The following is a 16,106-nucleotide window of genomic DNA, read 5'->3' as shown; positions in this document are numbered from 1 at the left end:
CAGCTCGCTGGCCTCGATCGTCCGCATGACCCTGGACGGCATCGGGATCAGTGCCATTCCGCCGGCCGTGATCGCCGACGAGCTGGCGGCCGGTCGCCTGCGCCGGCTCGCCTGCGACACGGCGCTGCCGCCGCTCGTCTTCACCGCCAGCTATCTCGACCAGCCGGACAATGCGCTGGCTGCCATCGTCGCCGCGCTGGCCGAATCGGTCGCCGTCGAGGAACATCAGCCTCACTGATCAGTTTTTCTGATCGGAATCGATCGAAAATGACAATTCGACCCACGAGGTCCGTCATGGCTAGCTGATGTCTGGCTGGATTTCGCGGGGGCGTGACGATGGACGACGGGTTGCTCGAATCGGCGGCGGCGGCGCGCCGGCAGATTCGCCAGGGCACGCTGACCGGGCCGACGACCGGGCTGGCACCGGGCTATATCCAGGGCAACGTCGTGATCCTGCCGCGTGCCTGGGCGGGCGAGTTCGAGGCGTTCTGCCGGGCGAATGCCAAGGCCTGTCCCGTGCTGGCGGTTTCCGAGCCGGGCGAGCCGTCGCTGCCGACGCTCGGCGACATCGATATCCGCCACGATCTGCCGCGCTACCGGGTCCATCGCCACGGCGTGGTCGACGCCGATCCGACCGATGTGGCGGACCTGTGGCGCGACGACCTCGTCACCTTCGTGCTCGGGTGCTCCTTCACCTTCGAGCATCCGTTGATCGAGGCCGGCATTCCCCTTCGCCACATCGCGCAAGGCCTGAACGTCTCGATGTACAAGACCAGCCTCAAGACCGTCCCGGTCGGCCGCTGGCACGGGCCGATGGTCGTCTCCATGCGTCCGCTGACGCCGGCGGACGCCGACAGGGCCGCCACGATTTCCGGCCGGTTTCCGGACATGCACGGCGCGCCGGTCCATCGCGGCGACCCTGCGTCGATCGGTATCCGCGACATTGCGGCGCCGGACTATGGCGACCCGGTCGCGATCGAGCCAGGCGAGATCCCGGTGTTCTGGGCCTGCGGGGTCACACCCCAGGCCGCGATCGAGGTGGTGCGGCCCGAATTCTGCATCACCCACGCACCGGGCTGCATGCTGATCACCGACTTGAAACACGGCCGCGCCTGACGGTCGCTTCGCGATCCAGGACGACGGCCGACCCATAAAGCCAGGGCGGATTCACCGGCTTCACGAAAGGGAATTTGGCAAGATGCGAAAGATCATGGCGACCCTGGCAACCGCGCTTGCCCTCGGCGGCGGCACGGCATGGGCCGATATTCCGATCGCCCTGGTCGGGCCGCTGACCGGCTCAAACGCCGCCTTCGGCGAACAGTTGAAACGGGGCGCGCAACAGGCGGTCGACGACATCAACGCCAAGGGGGGCGTGCTGGGCCAGAAGCTGGCGCTCACCGTCGCGGACGATGCGTGTGACCCGAAGCAGGCCGTGGCCGTCGCCAACCAGCTCGCCTCCAAGGACATCGCCTTCGTCGCCGGGCATTTCTGCTCGGGCTCCTCGATCCCGGCCTCGGCCATCTATAACGAAGCCGGGATCCTGCAGATCTCGCCGGCCTCGACCGCGGCGGCGCTGACCGAGGACGCGTTCAAGAAGGGCTGGACCAACGTCTACCGGGCCTGCGGACGCGACGACCAGCAGGGTAAGGTCGCGGGCGACTATCTGGTCGCGCATTTCAAGGACAGGCCGGTCGCCATCGTCGACGACAAGTCGGCCTATGGCCGCGGCATCGCCGACGAGACGCGCAAGGCGCTGAATGCGGCCGGCGTGAAGGAGGTCATCGACGAATCGATCACCGTCGGCGACCAGGATTTCACTGCCCTGGTCTCCAAGTTGAAGCAGGCGAAGGTCGAGGCGATCTTCTTCGGCGGCTATCAGAAGGAAGCGGCGCTGATCGTGCGCCAGGCGCGCGAGCAGGGACTGACCGCCCAGTTGGTCTCGGACAGCGCGCTGCCGGCGCTGGAGTTCTGGCAGATCGCCGGGCCAGCGGGCGAGGGCACCCTGTTCACCTTCGCGCCCGACTGGCGCAAACGGCCAGCGGCCAAGACCGTGGTCGAAGCGTTCGAGAAGCAGGGCGCCGCCCCCGAGGGCTTCACCCTGCAGGCCTACGCGACCATCCAGATCTACGCCCAGGCGGCAGAGGCGGCAAAGTCGATCAAGCTGCCGGACCTGGTGAAGGCACTGCAGGCGACGACGTTCGAGACGGTGACGGGGCCGATCAAATTCGACCAGAAAGGCGACATCACTCGCGCCGGTTTCGTTGTCTGGCAATGGCATGACGGGAAGTACGCCGAACTCTGAGGCGAGGCTGACGACTGTTCCTGCGCTCAAATAAGCGCTAGCGTCGCCGCAACGAAATTCCTCCACGAGGAGACGGTTGCATGGCGTTACGACGGGATATTCGCGCGACGATGGGCGGCTTGACCTTGGGTCTGGCCGCCCTGATCGCAACCGGCACGGCGATGGCGGCACCGGGCCAGCCGGTCGCGGACAAGAAGCCGGTGACCGAGAATTTCTTCGGCACCAGCGTGACCGACGACTATCGCTGGATGGAGGATTCGAAGTCGCCCCAGTTCCAGGCCTTCATGAAGGGCCAGGCCGATTATACCGAAGCGGCGTTGGCCAGGATCCCCGGCCGGGCGGCGCTGGAAAAACGCATCGTGGCGCTCGACAATGCCAGCGTGAAGGTGCTGGGCGTCGACCAGGTGGGCGATGCCTATTTCTATCGCAAGAGCGCACCCGGCGCCGTCAACTACTCGCTGGTCGTGCGCATCGGCGCCAAGGGCAAGGAAAAGGTGCTGGTCGATCCAACCCGGCTCTCGACCGCCGGCAAGCACGTCTCGATCGACTATTTCCAGCCGTCGCTCGACGGCAAATACGTCGCCTACGGCCTGTCGGAGGGCGGTTCGGAGCAGAGCGTGCTCCATGTCATGGATGTCGCCACGGGCAAGGATCTGGGCGAGCACATCGACCGTACCAACGATGCCTCGGTCTCCTGGCTGCCGGACAACAAGTCGTTCTATTACAACCGCCTGAAGAAGCTCGATGCGGGTGCGCCCGGCACCGACAAATACAAGGACAGCCGGGCCTATCTCCATGTGCTGGGCACCGATGCCGAGAGCGACAAGCCGGTGCTCGGTACCGGGCTCGGCTCCGGCCTCGCCATCGACCCGATCGCCTTTCCCTTCGTCATCGTCACGCCCGGCTCGGACTATGCGCTGGGCCTGGTCCAGAACGGCGTGCAGAACGAGGTCGGGCTTTATGCCGCGCCGCTGGACAAGGTGGTCGACGGCAACGCGCCCTGGGTCAAGCTGGCGCTGCCCGAGGACGAAGTGACGGGTGCGGCGCTCCACGGCCACGACCTGTTCCTGTTGACTCATAAAGACGCGGCCCGCTTCAGGGTCCTGAAGGAGGACGTCAGCAAGCCGGACCTGGCCCAGGCGCAGGTCGCGGTTCCGGCCGGCACCACCGTCATTACCGGAGTCGCGACTGCCGCGGACGCGCTCTACATCCAGGACATGGACGGCGGCCCCAGCCGGTTGCGCCGGCTACCCTACGATACCGGCATAGTCGAGGCCGTGCCGCTCGCCTATGACGGTGCCACGATCGACGGGCTCTATACCGATACGCGGGTGCCGGGCGCGCTGTTCAGCGTCGAGGGCTGGGTGCATTCCGCCGCCTGGGTCACCTACGTTCCCAAGGACCGTAAGATCGTCGATACCGGCCTGCTGGCGCCGTCGCCGGTCGACACGCGGGCCTATGCGGCCGAAGAGATCAAGATCAAGAGCGCCGACGGCACCGATGTGCCGCTGTCGATCGTGCGCCGCAAGGACGCAAAGCCGGATGGCAAGCATCCGACCCTGATCTGGGGCTACGGCGCCTATGGCGTTTCCGAAACCCCGGTATTCTCGCCGCGCAGGCTGGCGCTGGAAGAACACAACGGCATCTGGGCGATCTGCCATGTGCGCGGCGGCGGCGAGTATGGCGAGGACTGGCATCTGGCCGGCAAGAAGGCGACCAAGCCGAACAGCTGGGCAGACCTGATCGCCTGCGCCCAATACCTGATCGACAAAGGCTGGACCAGCTCCGCCATGCTGGGCATCGAGGGCGGCAGTGCCGGCGGCATCCTGGTCGGCAATGCCATGGCGACCCGGCCCGATCTGTTCCGGGTCGTGCTCGACGATGTCGGCGTGTCGAACGCGCTGCGCGGCGAATTCAGCGAGAACGGACCGCCGAACATCCCGGAATTCGGCACGGTCACAGCCGAGGACGGCTTCAAGGGCCTGCTTGCGATTGATGCGATGCACAACATCAAGCCCGGCACCGCCTATCCGGCCGTCCTGCTGACGACGGGCATCAACGACCCGCGCGTGCCATCCTACGAGTCGGCCAAGATGGCGGCCACTTTGCAGGCCGCGACCACGAGCGGCCGGCCGATTTTGCTGCGGGTCGACTATGACGCCGGGCACGGGATCGGATCGACCCGGGTCCAGGCCAACAAGGAGTTGGCAGACAAATATGCCTTCGCCTTTTGGCAGATGGGCCTTCCCGGCTACCAGCCCAAGGCGAAGTAGGGACAACGCAGAGGCGCGGGCGGTATGAAAATTCGCCGCCCGTGCTTAACGCGTTGGTAATCAGAAGCGCCGCATCCTTCACCTGCCCATAATTGTGGACGAGGCTCAGGGTCCAATGGACCTCAACAATATGCCGCTGCTCGCAGCGCTGACCAAGAAGATCAACTGGCTGACGGCCCGACAGAAGGTCGTGTCCGAAAACGTCGGCAATGCCGACACGCCAGGCTTCAAGGCTTCGGATTTGCGCCCGCTGGATTTCCGCAAGGAACTGGCGGAGGTCACCCATTCCACGTCGCCCAAGCTGGCACCGGTCACGACCGACGCACATCATCTGGTCGGGACGGAATTCGCCACCAAGCTGCAGCCCGAGATCGAAAAGATCACGACCGATCGCGAGATCAATGGCAACACGGTCTCGCTCGAAGACGAGATGATGAAGGTGTCCGAGACGTCCTCGGACTATCAGCTCATGACCAACCTCTATAAAAAGCAGGTTGGCTTGATCAAGACGGCGATCGGCCGGACGGGCTCGTAACGACGGCTCCCCGGTTCGCGGAAGGTACTGGCATGTCGAGTTTCGATGATACCCTGAAGACCGCGGCATCGGCGATGACGGCGCAGACCCTGCGCCTGCGGACCATCTCGGAAAACATCGCCAACGCCAATTCGACCGCCGCCACGGCCGGCGCCGATCCCTACCGGCGCAAGCTGGTCACCTTCAAGAACGTGCTGGACCACGAGACCGGCAGTTCGGCCGTCAAGGTCGACCGCATCGTTCCGGACGCTGCCCCCTTCGAACTCAAGTACATGCCCGGCCATCCGGCCGCCGACGGCAACGGCTATGTCCGCATGCCGAACGTGAATCCGCTGGTCGAAATGGGCGATCTGCGCGAGGCCCAGCGCAGCTATCAAGCGAACGTCGACGTGATCGACGCGACCAACACCATGATTTCGCGTGCAATCGACATGCTCCGCAGCTAGGCCTTGTAAGATCAATCGTTGGGCGCGCATTTCGCCGCCGAGGAATTAGGACCATGACGATCAATGTCGCCGCCGGCGCCGCCGCCTACGCCAATGCCGCCAAGACGCTGACCTCGGCCCAGGGGGCGGGGGCGGCCAGCGGCACGGGCTTCGGCGACATGCTGAAGTCGACCTTGGAAGGCGCCATCAACGACCAGCAGAAGGGCGAGATGACGAGCATGCAGGCGGTCGCCGGCAAGGCCGACATCAACAGCGTCGTGGCCGCCGTGACCAATGCCGACGTCACCCTGCAGACCGTGGTCGCGGTGCGCGACAAGGTCGTCTCCGCCTATCAGGAAATCCTGCACATGACCGTTTGACGCGGGTCCTGGTGCATGAACGAAACCCAGATCATCGACGTCGCCCGCGAGGCGATCTTCACCGCTCTCAAGATCGCCGGCGGTCCCATGCTGGCGGCTCTCATCGTCGGCATCTTCATTTCGATCTTCCAGGCCCTGACCCAGATTCAGGAACAGACCCTGACCTTCGTGCCCAAGATCTTCGTGATCTTCCTGTCGGTCCTGCTGCTGATGCCGTTCATGCTGGGCACGCTCGAAACCTTCGCCCGTGGGCTCGCCGACCGCATCATCGCCATCCAATAGGTCGCGCCCCGCGATGACCGCAGACCGATGACGACCTATCAGCTGGAACAACTGGTCCCGAGCGTGCTCTGGACCTTCTTCCTGGTGTTCTGCCGGCTGGCGGCGGCGATCGGCTTCATGCCCGGCTTCGGCGACGCCTATGTCAACGTCCGCTCGCGGCTGGTGCTGGCGGCCTCGATCAGCATCGCAGTGACGCCGGTCATCCAGGCCGACTATGGCATTCCGGCCGAGCCGCAGAACCTGTTCCGCATGTTCGCGCTGATGTTCGACGAGATCTTCATCGGCAGTTTCCTCGGCCTAATGGCGCGGGTGCTGCTGGCCTCGCTCGAAACCGGCGGCGCCATCATCGCCATGCAGACCTCGCTCGCCAGCGCCATCACGTTCAACCCTGGCCAGACCTCGCCCGAAACCCTGCCGGCGAGCCTGCTCTCGGCCATGGCCGTCGTCGTGATCTTCGCCACGGGCATCGACCATGTGCTGATCCGGTCCATCGTCGACAGCTATGCGGCCTTTCCGGCCGGCGCGCTGCCGCCGTTTGCCGACATGTCCCAGGCGATGGTGCGTCTGGTCTCGCGCGGTTTCCTGATCAGCGTCGAGCTGGCGGCGCCGTTCCTGGTCGTCGGCACGGTGTTCCACGTGGCGCAGGGCCTGATCTCGAAGATCATGCCGCAGCTCCAGGTGTTCTATATTGGCCTGCCGCTCCAGGTGATGGGCGGGCTGGTGCTGATCGGGCTGACCTTGCCACCGCTGCTCTACTGGTTTCTCGCCCAATATGTCGATGTGTTGACCAGCATCACCCAACCCGGCTGAATGCCGGGGACAACGACAAGGTAGCATGAGGGCATGGTTCTAGAGGCTGATCGGACGGGCGAGAACGGGCGGCGGCTGCCGATGCGCGGCGTGAAGCCGCTGCTGCTGCTGGGCCTGATCGCCGCCGCGACGAGTCTCGGGCTCGGCGTCTGGCTCGGGACCCAGCTGCCGGCGGGCTCGCCGACCTACTACGCGAGCTTGGCGATCGACCTGGTGGCGGTCCTGGCCTTCGGCACCCTGGCGTTCCTGGGCGGGCGACTGGCCGCGGCCGGGCGCATGGCGTCGCTCGCGCGCCAGGCGCTGGAAGCGTTGCCGGACGCCGCCTTCGTGACCGACGCCAAGGGCCTGATCGGGTTCGCCAACGCCGCCTACGTTGCCCGATTCGCCGGCGGTGGACGCTCGCCGCTCCAGGTTTTCCTCGACGGTGCCGAGGATGACGAGGCGGTCGAGAGCGAGCTCAACCGCCTGAAGACCCAGGCGCGCGTCGGCGGCACCGCCCATGCCGAACTGCGGGCGCGGTTCCTCGATGGACGCATCGGCTGGTTCGAGGTGACGGTGGCGCCGATCGCCTCGGTGCGCGGCGGCGCGGTCTGGCAATTGGTCGACATCACCGATTCGCGCCAGCTGCGCGGCGTGATCGAGGCCGGCCGGACCATGCTGTTCGAATTCTTCGACGGAGTGCCGTTCGGCCTCTATTCGGTCGACGAGTCCGGTCGGTTCCTGATGATCAACGAAACCCTGGCCGGCTGGCTCGGTGCCTCGCCCGAGGCGCTGATCAACGGACGCGCCCGCATCGAGGATTTCCTGGTGACCACGGACGACGCGACGCGCGTGCCGTTCGATCCCCAGGCGCCGGGCGAGGGGCGTGAGGTGCTCCTGAACGGTCGGCAGGGGCGCCTGACCTATGCCGCGATCAGCCAGACGATCGAGGGCAGCGGCCCCAGCCGGCGCACCTGCTCCGTCGTGCGCGACCTGGCGCCGGACCGGGCGCGCGAAGAAGCCCTGATCCGCGCCCGCCAACGGTTCCAGCGCTTCTTCGAGATCGCGCCGGTCGGCATCGCCTTGATCGACACCCATGCGCGCTTCAAGGAAACCAATCCGGCGCTGGAAAAACTGCTGCTTACCGAATCGGAGCATCTGGCTGGCCGCAACCTGATGGAATTCGTCTTCGAGGACGATCAGGTCCCGGCTGCCGAGCGGCTGGCGCAGATCGTCAAGGGGACGGCGCTCGACCGGCCGTTGGAGCTGCGCGTGCGGACCGGTGCCGGCGACAAGACCCTGGCGCTGTTCGCCAGCCGGCTCGATACCGCCGAGGGCAGCATCGCCGGCCTGATCCTGCATTTCATCGACCTGACCGAGCAGAAGAACCTGGAGCTGCAATTCGCCCAGTCGCAGAAGATGCAGGCGGTCGGCCAGCTCGCCGGCGGTGTCGCCCATGATTTCAATAACCTGCTGACCGCGATGATCGGGTTCTGCGACCTGCTGCTGCTGCGGTTCCGGCCGGGCGACCAGTCGTTCGCGGACATCATGCAGATCAAGCAGAACGCCAACCGCGCGGCCAACCTGGTCCGCCAGCTGCTGGCCTTCTCGCGGCAGCAGACCCTGCAGCCGCGGGTCATCGACATCGGCGAGGTGCTGAGCGACCTCAGCCATCTGCTGAACCGGCTGTTGGGCGAGAATGTCGAACTCAAGATGATGCAGGGCCGCGCCCTCGGCACCGTCCGGGTCGACCAGGGCCAGCTCGAGCAGGTCATCATCAATCTGGCGGTGAACGCCCGCGACGCGATGCCCGGTGGCGGCACGCTGACGATCAAGACCTCGAACGTCGAGCGCACCGAGGCGACCCAGCGCGAGTTGGAGATCATGCCGGCCGGCAACTATGTGCTGATCGAGGTGTCCGACGATGGCACCGGCATCCCGCGCGAGATCGTCGGGCGCATCTTCGAGCCGTTCTTCTCGACCAAGGAAGTGGGCTCGGGCACCGGGCTGGGCCTGTCGACGGTCTATGGCATCGTGAAGCAGACCGGGGGCTTCATCTTCGTCGACAGTACCGTCGGCGTCGGCACCCAGTTTTCACTCTACCTGCCTCAGCACGTGCGCAAGGAGGGCGAGGCGCCCCCGCTGCCGGCGCTCGATCCGCTCGAAGTGGCGGCACCCCGCGACCTCACCGGCGCCGGCACGATCCTGCTGGTCGAAGACGAGGACCCGGTCCGCCTGTTCAGCGCCCGGGCGCTGCGCAACAAGGGCTATACCGTGGTCGAAGCCAAGAGCGGCGAGGCGGCACTGCAGATCATCCAGGCCGGGGTGGAGACGATCGACCTCATCGTCACCGACGTGGTGATGCCGCGCATGGATGGGCCGACCCTGATCAAGCAGGTGCGCGAGACCAAGCCCGACATGAAGGTGGTGTTCATCTCCGGCTATACCGAGGACACGTTCCGCAAGCGCATCGGCGATGATTCCGATATCCATTTCCTGGCCAAGCCGTTCTCGCTGAAGCAGCTCGCCTTCAAGGTGAAGGAGATCATGGGCGAGGTTCGGGTGGATTGAGTGCCAGCGACCGGCGGGCGACGAGGGCGGCGGTCGCGGCATAGGTCCGGTCGCCGCCGATCAGGATCATCGCCTGGCAGCCCTCGAGCAGCAGCATGATGGTTCGCGCCGCCGCACGCGGTTCGGCGGCGCCTCGCGCGCCCAGCGAGGCCGCCAGCCAATCCTCGATCGCGGCCTTGTGCCGCGCCGCGATGGCCCGGGCGGGGTGCCCGGGCAGATCGGCCAGTTCCATCACCAGTCGCGTCATGCCAGCCCCGGTCCAGTGCTGTTCGCGGGACCAGAGCGCCAGGGCGGCGAACAGTGCGTCGATGAAATCGCCCGCATCCGCCGCCGCCAACGGCGCCGCCCATTCCGCGATCCGGGCCAAGGCCAGGCCGTGGTGGAATTCCAGCACGGCGGCGAGCAGGGCGTCCTTGCTGTCGAAATGATAATAGAGCGAGCGCTTGGTGATGCCGGCCTGGGCGGCGATGCGATCGATGCCGACCCGGCCGAAGCCCTCCGCGTAGAACAGATCGTAAGCGGCACCCACGATGCGTTGCCGCGTCTCTGCTGCTGCTCCCCTCATCCCCACCGATCCCCTTCGTATACCGATGAGTGAGTTTATCGACCCTGGCCGCGCCGGCTAAGCCTGATCGCAGCGCGGACGAAATCGAAGGGTGGGAAAATGAGCGAGGAATTGACGATCCGGAAGATTGCGGCGCGACCGGTGATGGTGCCGCTCGACCGGCCGATCCGGACGGCGATGGGCGAGATCCCGGCGGCCCCGCTGGTGCTGATCGACGTCGAGACCGACCAGGGCGTCACCGGTCGCAGCTATGTTTTCGCCTACACCAGGCTCGCCCTGGCGCCCTTGGCCCGGCTGGTGGCGGAGGTCGGCGGAGAACTCGTGGGGGAGGCGGCGGCCCCCGTCGAGCGCATGCGCGGCTTCGATCGGCGGTTCCGCCTCCTGGGCTGGCACGGGCTGATCGGCATGGCCGTGGCCGGCCTCGACATGGCGTTCTGGGATGCCCTGGCGCGCGCCGCCGGCCTGCCGCTCGCGGCGCTGCTGGGCGGCATGCCCCGGCCGATCCAGGCCTACGACAGCTTCGGCATTCTCGATCCGGCGCGGGACGAGCCCGCGATCCTGGCCTCGGTCGCGGCCGGCTTTCAGGGCATCAAGATCAAGATCGGCGGCGCGGATCTCGCCCGCGACCTGGCCGATGTCGCAGCCGTGCGCAGCATGATCGGACCGGAGGTGGCTCTGATGGTCGACTATAACCAGTCGCTGGACCCGCCCGAGGCGCGCCGCCGGATCGACCGGCTGGCCGCATTCGACCTGACCTGGGTCGAGGAGCCGGTGCCTGCCGAGGATCTGGCGGCGCATGCACGGGTCCGGGCCGGTTCGCCCGTCCCGGTGCAGACCGGCGAGAATTGGTGGTTTCCACGGGCCGCCGCCGATGCGATCGCCGCCGGGGCCAGCGACCATGCCATGCTCGACGTCATGAAGATCGGCGGCATCACCGGATGGCTCGAAGCGGCGGCTCTGTGCAGGGCGGCCTGTCTGCCGGTGTCGAGCCATGGTTTCATCGAGGCGAGCGCCCATCTGCTGGCGGTGACGCCGACCGCGCTCTGGCTGGAACATCTCGACAAGGCGAGCCCGGTGCTGCGGCGACCGCTGGCGGCGGAGCGGGGTTTCGTCACGGCCCGGGGACCGGGGCTGGGATTCGACTGGGACGAGGCGGCCGTGGCCCGGTTCCTCGTCTGACGACAGGGCCGAAACGCGCTCGCCCACAATGTTCCCATTGTGTTCCGGAACAAACCATGTACATTGATGCGCATTGCATCGCCGAGAGGCCTATGGAATAAGGGGACCGGGCAATGTCGCAGACCGTTCTGCGCCTGTTGGATAAGGCTGATATGGACAAGCAAAAGGCGTTGGAAGCGGCTCTCGGCCAGATCGAGCGCGCGTTCGGCAAGGGCTCGATCATGAAGCTCGGGTCCAAAGACGCGGTGCTGGATGTCGAGGTCGTCTCCACGGGTTCGCTCGGCCTCGACATCGCGCTCGGCATCGGCGGCTTGCCGCGGGGCCGCATCGTCGAGATCTATGGACCGGAAAGCTCCGGCAAGACGACACTGGCCCTGCATGTCATCGCCGAGGCGCAGAAGAGCGGCGGCACCTGCGCGTTCGTCGACGCTGAACATGCGCTCGATCCCGGTTATGCCCGCAAGCTGGGCGTCAATATCGACGAGCTGCTGATCTCCCAGCCCGACGCGGGCGAGCAGGCGCTCGAGATCGCCGACACGCTGGTGCGTTCCGGCGCCATCGACGTGCTGGTGGTCGACTCGGTCGCCGCTCTCGTGCCGCGTGCCGAGCTGGAAGGCGAGATGGGCGACAGCCATATGGGCGTGCATGCCCGCTTGATGAGCCAGGCACTGCGCAAGCTGACCGGTTCGATCTCCAAGTCGCGTTGCATGGTGATCTTCATCAATCAGATCCGCATGAAGATCGGCGTGATGTTCGGCAATCCCGAAACCACGACCGGCGGCAATGCGCTGAAGTTCTACGCCTCGGTCCGGCTCGACATCCGCCGCATCGGCGCGATCAAGGAACGCGAGAACGTCATCGGCAACCAGACGCGCGTCAAGGTCGTGAAGAACAAGATGGCGCCGCCGTTCAAGGTCGTCGAATTCGACATCATGTATGGCGAAGGCGTATCGAAGCGTGGCGAGCTGGTCGACCTCGGCGTTTCCGCCGGTGTCGTCGAGAAATCCGGCTCCTGGTTCTCCCATGACGGCCAGCGCATCGGCCAGGGTCGCGAGAATGCCAAGCAGTATCTGAAGGACCACCCGGAAACGGCGGCCGCGATCGAAAGCGCGATCCGGGGCAATGCCGGCCTGGTCGCCGACGCGATGCTGCTGGCAACGCCGGACGGTGCTGCCGAGGAATAGCCGACCACAATCGGTGCGGAAAAGGCCCGTGCGGGGAAACCTGCGCGGGCCTTTTCCGTTGAGCGCTGGCTTGGGAAACCCCGATCGATTGGTCAAGCTTCTGATCTGGAGCCGGGCAGGTTTATATCGCTATGACCGTGAAGCACGCCCCAAGCCGATTGTCGTCGTTTGGGCTATCATGCCCCATCGGCGACTTGCCATCGGAGGAGCATCATGCGCACCAAGTTCGGAGCTGGATTGGTCGGGGCCATGGCCCTCGTGGTGGCGACGGGGGCCAAGGCCGACGACTGCGCGGATCTCTTCGCCGCGGCCACCGCGCAGGCGAAGACGCCTTATGACGGCACCGTGACGACCGTCAAGAAGTCCGGAGAGACCACGAAGAATGAAGTCGTCGTCCTCGGCGCGAAGATGTACATCCAAGTGGCCGGCGCCTGGCAATCCATGCCCTATGACGCGCAGGGGACGGCCGACGACATGATGGCGAAGGCGAAGACCACGAAGCCGACCTGCCAGAAAGTCGGTTCCGATACCGTCAATGGCGAGGCGACGACGGTCTTCACGGAGCATGCCGAGACGCCGAGAGGTGCCTCCGACGTCCGCCTCTGGGTCTCCGACAGTCGGCACTTGCCGCTCAAGATGGAGATCCATTTGCCGTCAGGCGATGTGATTACCCAGGAAACCCACTACGACAACGTCAAGGCGCCGGCCGGGGTCAACTAAGGTCCTGCCCAAAGCAAGCGGGCCGGAGATTGCTCTCCGGCCCGTTCGTCATTCCGCCTCGGAAGCGATGCCTATTTCACCGCGACCTTGAGGTTGGCATCCAGTGCGTCGAGGAACTGGGTGGTCGACAGCCATGGCTCGTTCGGGCCGATCAGGATGGCCAGATCCTTGGTCATCTTGCCGGATTCGACCGTATCGACGCAGACCTTCTCCAGTGTCTCGGCGAAATGCTGGACGTCGGGCGTGCCGTCGAACTTGCCGCGATAATAGAGACCACGAGTCCAGGCGAAGATCGACGCGATCGGGTTGGTCGAGGTCTCCTTGCCGGCCTGGTGCTGGCGGAAATGCCGGGTCACCGTGCCGTGGGCCGCCTCGGCCTCGACCGTGTTGCCGTCGGGCGCCAGCAGCACCGAGGTCATGAGGCCCAGCGAGCCGAAGCCCTGGGCCACCGTGTCGGACTGCACGTCGCCGTCGTAGTTCTTGCAGGCCCAGACGAAATCGCCGCTCCACTTCAGCGCGGAGGCGACCATGTCGTCGATCAGGCGATGCTCGTAGGTGATCTTGCGCTTGGCGAATTCGGCGGCGAATTCCGCATCGAAGATTTCCTGGAACAGGTCCTTGAAGCGGCCGTCATAGGCCTTGAGGATCGTGTTCTTGGTCGAGAGATAGACCGGCCAATTCTTCAGCAGGCCATAATTGAAGCTGGCCCGGGCGAACTCGCGGATCGATTCGTCGAGATTGTACATGCCCATGGCGATGCCGGCGCCGGGGAAGTCGAACACGTCGTAATTGACCGGCGCACTGCCGTCTTCCGGCGTGAAGGTCATGGTCAGCTTGCCCTTGCCGGGCACCTTGAAGTCGGTCGCGCGATACTGGTCGCCGAACGCGTGGCGGCCGATGACGATCGGCGAGGTCCAGCCGGGCACCAGGCGCGGCACGTTCTGGCAGATGATCGGCTCGCGAAACACGGTGCCGCCCAGGATGTTGCGGATCGTGCCGTTCGGCGACTTCCACATCTTCTTGAGCTTGAATTCCTCGACCCGCGCCTCGTCGGGCGTGATCGTGGCGCATTTGACGCCGACGCCGTACTGCTTGATCGCGTTCGCGGAATCGATCGTCACCTGGTCGTTGGTGGCGTCGCGATGCTCCATGCCCAGGTCATAGTATTTGAGGTCGACGTCGAGGTACGGAACGATCAGCTTGTCCTTGATGAACTTCCAGATGATCCGGGTCATCTCGTCGCCGTCGAGTTCGACGACCGGGTTCTTCACCTTGATCTTGCTCATCAGAAAGCGTCTCCAGCTGGCCCGCCCGCGCGAGAAGCGACGCGGGTCCGGGCGAGGCAATTAGGGCGGCACGCGGCTCGTGATCCCGGACTTCGGGTTCCTAAGAGGCCGGCCGCGGCGCAGGGGCGGAGGACCATAGCATTTGGATTAGGTCCGACAAGAGGCCTCGTGTCGCGGTACCATCGAACGGGTCTACATCCACTTGGAATCGACGGCGATCCGCGGCGGCTGGGCCTCGTTCAGGGCCGGCAGGATCTCAGCCACGCTCGTGACGGTGCGATACAGCTTGCGGCATTCGGCCTGGGCGAAGCCGGCCTCGATAATCTGGTCGAGCAAGGTCGCGAGCGGCGCCCAATAGCCGTGAAGATCGGCCAGTACCAGGGGCTTGTCGTGCAAGCCCAACTGGCGCCAGGTGATGATTTCGAACATTTCGTCGAGCGTACCGTAGCCGCCCGGCAGGACCACGAACGCGTCGGCCCGTTCGGCCATCAGTTGCTTGCGCTCGTGCATGGTCTCGACCACCAGCAATTCGCTGACGGACGGATGCGCCACCTCGCGCTGATGCAGATGGCCCGGAATGATGCCGACCACGCGGCCGCCCTCGGCCAGCACGCCGTCCGCCACCCGACCCATCAGGCCGACACGGCCGCCGCCATAGATCAGCTCCAGGCCCGCTTTGCCCATCAGGCGTCCCAATTCGCTCGCTGCGTCCAGAAACCGCGGATCGACCCGGTTGGACGAACCGCAATAGACACAGACGCTCTTGATCGACGCCATCTTAACCACCGTACCCTTTTTCAACCTCGATTTGGCCGGGCTCAGCCTAGGGCCTGAGCCCGGCCGGAGCCAGCATCGGCCATCGCAATCCATCCCGGCGCTCATGGTAGACGTCTATATCTGGCGTTTCCAAGGGACTATCGCTAGGGTGCCGGACCAAGGCATTCGCCCGTCGCACCGCCTTTTCCCGATCACCATCCCCCGAGGAGCCATGCGCTTTTCCCATCTTTTCCTCGCTGCCGGCGTCGTGACCCTGGTGCTTCCCGGTATCGCCAAGGCCGACGGTTTCCTCGACGAGATCAAGGCCGGCGTCTACGAACATGATGCAAGCGTCTTCGGCCATCAGAAAGAAACCGGTGCCGATGCCGGGCTCGAGTTCCTGTTCGCCTCGCCCAGCTTCCTCACCATCATCGGCTCGCCGCGCCCCATGATCGGCGGCCTCGTCAATACCGCGGGCCAGACCAACCAGGCCTACGCCGGTCTGACCTGGACCTGGGATTTCCTGCACAACGCGCTGCGCACCGGCGACGCGTTCTTCGTGGAGGGTTCGCTGGGCGGCGGCTACAACGACGGCCGGATCAACGTCAACGGCAATACGCCCGAAGCCGAGAAGCGCAAGTCGCTCGGCTCCAACATCCTGTTCCGCGAAGATCTGGATCTGGGCTACCGGATCACCCCGACCTATTCGGTGGCGGTCTCGTACAACCATATCTCGAATGCGGATCTGGGTGTGCGCAACGAAGGCCTGAACGACATCGGCATTCGGCTCGGCGTTAAATTCTGACGAGTGCTCGCCCTACGGGGAGCAACCGGATCATCTAGAGCACGGTTCAATGCC

General features: G+C 65.4%; 16 protein-coding genes and 1 pseudogene. 14 read left to right on the top strand and 3 right to left on the bottom strand.

Annotated features, from left to right (window positions below):
• The 10 genes and pseudogenes from VGV37_RS06800 to VGV37_RS06755 all read left to right on the top strand — a co-directional run.
• Positions 1–238, top strand: a pseudogene (locus VGV37_RS06800) (LysR family transcriptional regulator); the annotation flags it as partial.
• Positions 239–336: 98 nt separating this feature from the next.
• Positions 337–1,116 (top strand): putative hydro-lyase, encoded by a 780-nt coding sequence (locus VGV37_RS06795; RefSeq protein ID WP_326878887.1) that lies wholly within the window; start codon positions 337–339, stop codon positions 1,114–1,116.
• 82 nt (positions 1,117–1,198) lie between these two features.
• On the top strand, positions 1,199–2,302 hold the full coding sequence (locus tag VGV37_RS06790; protein WP_326878885.1) for a branched-chain amino acid ABC transporter substrate-binding protein: 1,104 nt from the start codon (positions 1,199–1,201) through the stop codon (positions 2,300–2,302).
• A gap of 80 nt (positions 2,303–2,382) precedes the next feature.
• Positions 2,383–4,575, top strand: a complete 2,193-nt coding sequence (locus VGV37_RS06785; protein ID WP_326878884.1) for a prolyl oligopeptidase family serine peptidase — start codon at positions 2,383–2,385, stop codon at positions 4,573–4,575.
• A 115-nt stretch (positions 4,576–4,690) separates the two neighbouring features.
• The gene (gene flgB, locus VGV37_RS06780) at positions 4,691–5,110 is read left to right on the top strand and encodes a flagellar basal body rod protein FlgB (RefSeq protein ID WP_326878883.1); all 420 of its coding nucleotides are present in this window, start codon (positions 4,691–4,693) and stop codon (positions 5,108–5,110) included.
• A gap of 32 nt (positions 5,111–5,142) precedes the next feature.
• Positions 5,143–5,556 carry a flagellar basal body rod protein FlgC gene (flgC, locus tag VGV37_RS06775; protein ID WP_326878882.1) on the top strand — a complete coding sequence of 138 codons (414 nt, stop codon included), beginning with the start codon at positions 5,143–5,145 and terminating at the stop codon, positions 5,554–5,556.
• A 53-nt stretch (positions 5,557–5,609) separates the two neighbouring features.
• Entirely contained in the window at positions 5,610–5,915 is a 306-nt protein-coding gene (locus tag VGV37_RS06770) for a flagellar hook-basal body complex protein FliE (protein WP_326878881.1), read from the top strand.
• 15 nt (positions 5,916–5,930) lie between these two features.
• Positions 5,931–6,197: a flagellar biosynthesis protein FliQ gene (gene fliQ, locus VGV37_RS06765; protein WP_326878880.1), complete on the top strand. Its 267-nt coding sequence runs from the start codon at positions 5,931–5,933 to the stop codon at positions 6,195–6,197.
• Positions 6,198–6,224: 27 nt separating this feature from the next.
• The gene (locus tag VGV37_RS06760; RefSeq protein WP_326878879.1) at positions 6,225–7,007 is read left to right on the top strand and encodes a flagellar biosynthetic protein FliR; all 783 of its coding nucleotides are present in this window, start codon (positions 6,225–6,227) and stop codon (positions 7,005–7,007) included.
• 33 nt (positions 7,008–7,040) lie between these two features.
• Positions 7,041–9,557 carry a hybrid sensor histidine kinase/response regulator gene (locus VGV37_RS06755; protein ID WP_326878878.1) on the top strand — a complete coding sequence of 839 codons (2,517 nt, stop codon included), beginning with the start codon at positions 7,041–7,043 and terminating at the stop codon, positions 9,555–9,557.
• Here VGV37_RS06755 and VGV37_RS06750 read toward each other — a convergent pair.
• The gene (locus tag VGV37_RS06750) at positions 9,532–10,122 is read right to left on the bottom strand and encodes a helix-turn-helix domain-containing protein (RefSeq protein WP_326878877.1); all 591 of its coding nucleotides are present in this window, start codon (positions 10,120–10,122) and stop codon (positions 9,532–9,534) included. The two genes, VGV37_RS06755 and VGV37_RS06750, sit on opposite strands and share 26 nt — an antisense overlap.
• A 99-nt stretch (positions 10,123–10,221) precedes the next feature.
• Between VGV37_RS06750 and VGV37_RS06745 the strand changes: the two genes are divergently transcribed.
• From VGV37_RS06745 to VGV37_RS06735, 3 genes are all read left to right on the top strand, one after another.
• On the top strand, positions 10,222–11,301 hold the full coding sequence (locus tag VGV37_RS06745; RefSeq protein ID WP_326878876.1) for an enolase C-terminal domain-like protein: 1,080 nt from the start codon (positions 10,222–10,224) through the stop codon (positions 11,299–11,301).
• A 113-nt stretch (positions 11,302–11,414) separates the two neighbouring features.
• Positions 11,415–12,485 carry a recombinase RecA gene (recA, locus tag VGV37_RS06740; RefSeq protein WP_326878875.1) on the top strand — a complete coding sequence of 357 codons (1,071 nt, stop codon included), beginning with the start codon at positions 11,415–11,417 and terminating at the stop codon, positions 12,483–12,485.
• A 213-nt stretch (positions 12,486–12,698) separates the two neighbouring features.
• The gene (locus VGV37_RS06735; RefSeq protein ID WP_326878874.1) at positions 12,699–13,205 is read left to right on the top strand and encodes a hypothetical protein; all 507 of its coding nucleotides are present in this window, start codon (positions 12,699–12,701) and stop codon (positions 13,203–13,205) included.
• 71 nt (positions 13,206–13,276) lie between these two features.
• Here VGV37_RS06735 and VGV37_RS06730 read toward each other — a convergent pair whose 3' ends face one another.
• Both VGV37_RS06730 and VGV37_RS06725 read right to left on the bottom strand, forming a co-directional pair.
• Complete coding sequence (locus VGV37_RS06730; RefSeq protein WP_326878873.1) at positions 13,277–14,491, bottom strand: NADP-dependent isocitrate dehydrogenase; 1,215 nt, start codon at positions 14,489–14,491, stop codon at positions 13,277–13,279.
• Positions 14,492–14,683: 192 nt separating this feature from the next.
• A complete protein-coding gene (locus VGV37_RS06725) occupies positions 14,684–15,268 on the bottom strand; it encodes a TIGR00730 family Rossman fold protein (RefSeq protein WP_326878872.1) in 585 nt (194 codons plus the stop codon).
• On the opposite strand from VGV37_RS06725, the gene VGV37_RS06720 reads away from it, so the two are divergent.
• Positions 15,255–16,052, top strand: coding sequence for an acyloxyacyl hydrolase (locus VGV37_RS06720; RefSeq protein WP_326878871.1), 798 nt, complete (start codon positions 15,255–15,257; stop codon positions 16,050–16,052). The genes VGV37_RS06725 and VGV37_RS06720 overlap by 14 nt on opposite strands.
• Positions 16,053–16,106: the final 54 nt, after the last annotated feature.

It is taken from the genome of Aliidongia sp., from assembly GCF_035943795.1.
Classification (GTDB): Bacteria; Pseudomonadota; Alphaproteobacteria; order ATCC43930; family CGMCC-115725; genus Aliidongia.
The sequence above is the reverse complement of the archived record's forward strand: the minus strand, read 5'-3'. Positions and strand labels throughout refer to the sequence as shown.